Origin of the sequence: Streptomyces sp. NPDC097981, from assembly GCF_040302565.1 — a bacterium.
GTDB lineage: Bacteria > Actinomycetota > Actinomycetes > Streptomycetales > Streptomycetaceae > Streptomyces.
On sequence record NZ_JBEORW010000134.1, the window covers coordinates 1 to 1,069 of the forward strand.

1 CRISPR repeat array is annotated in these 1,069 nt (G+C 74.6%).

What is annotated here, in order from left to right:
- Positions 1-118 precede the first annotated feature (118 nt).
- Positions 119-1,064: a CRISPR direct-repeat array (repeat unit 29 nt; unit sequence GTGCTCCCCGCCGACGCGGGGGTGGTCCG).
- Positions 1,065-1,069: the final 5 nt, after the last annotated feature.

The following is a 1,069-nucleotide window of genomic DNA, read 5'->3' on the forward strand; positions in this document are numbered from 1 at the left end:
GAGAAGGCCGTCCAGAGAACGCTGCAGTCACACGAACCACGATCCTGCCAGGGCCTTGTGACGCGCTGTCATCGCCCCACAAGAAGTGGATCAGAGCCGCACTACGAGGCCATTGACAATGCTCCCCACCGACGCGGGGGTGGTCCGCTGTTGTAGGCGCCGCAGTTGGCGTAGGAGCCGTGCTCCCCGCCGACGCGGGGGTGGTCCGCGCCGGTCAGTCTTCATGCCCCGGTCGCCCGAGTGCTCCCCGCCGACGCGGGGGTGGTCCGTCCGCGAACTCAGGGTCACCGGGCTTGACCCAGTGCTCCCCGCCGACGCGGGGGTGGTCCGCGATGGTGACCGGTGGGCCACGGTGGTCATCGGTGCTCCCCGCCGACGCGGGGGTGGTCCGTCCATCGACATCATCCAGGGCACGCCGGCCCTGTGCTCCCCGCCGACGCGGGGGTGGTCCCCGCTGGCGTCGGCCTGCTCCGCGGCCGGCGTCTTGTGCTCCCCGCCGACGCGGGGGTGGTCCGACGCCTGGGGCCTGATCGGGGACGCCTACTGCGTGCTCCCCGCCGACGCGGGGGTGGTCCGAGGGCGGCGGCGCTGAGGGCCAGGGCGTGGGCGTGCTCCCCGCCGACGCGGGGGTGGTCCGCCAGGGCACTCAGCTCGACTTGGGAGTCGCTCGTGCTCCCCGCCGACGCGGGGGTGGTCCGTTCGAGGCGGCTGTCGAGAAGGCCGCCCGCAAGTGCTCCCCGCCGACGCGGGGGTGGTCCGCATCCGGGGTCACACTCGTGCCGGTGGACGGCGTGCTCCCCGCCGACGCGGGGGTGGTCCGATCGTCGGCAACGTCGGCTCCTGGCTGTGGGAGTGCTCCCCGCCGACGCGGGGGTGGTCCACCGTCGAGCTCCTGGAGCTGATCACCGGCGGCGTGCTCCCCGCCGACGCGGGGGTGGTCCGGCCAGGCAGATCAACTTCGCCGATGGCCTGCCGTGCTCCCCGCCGACGCGGGGGTGGTCCGCCGGTCTCTGCGAGGCCTGCGCCCGCCCCATCGTGCTCCCCGCCGACGCGGGGGTGGTCCGCCGGA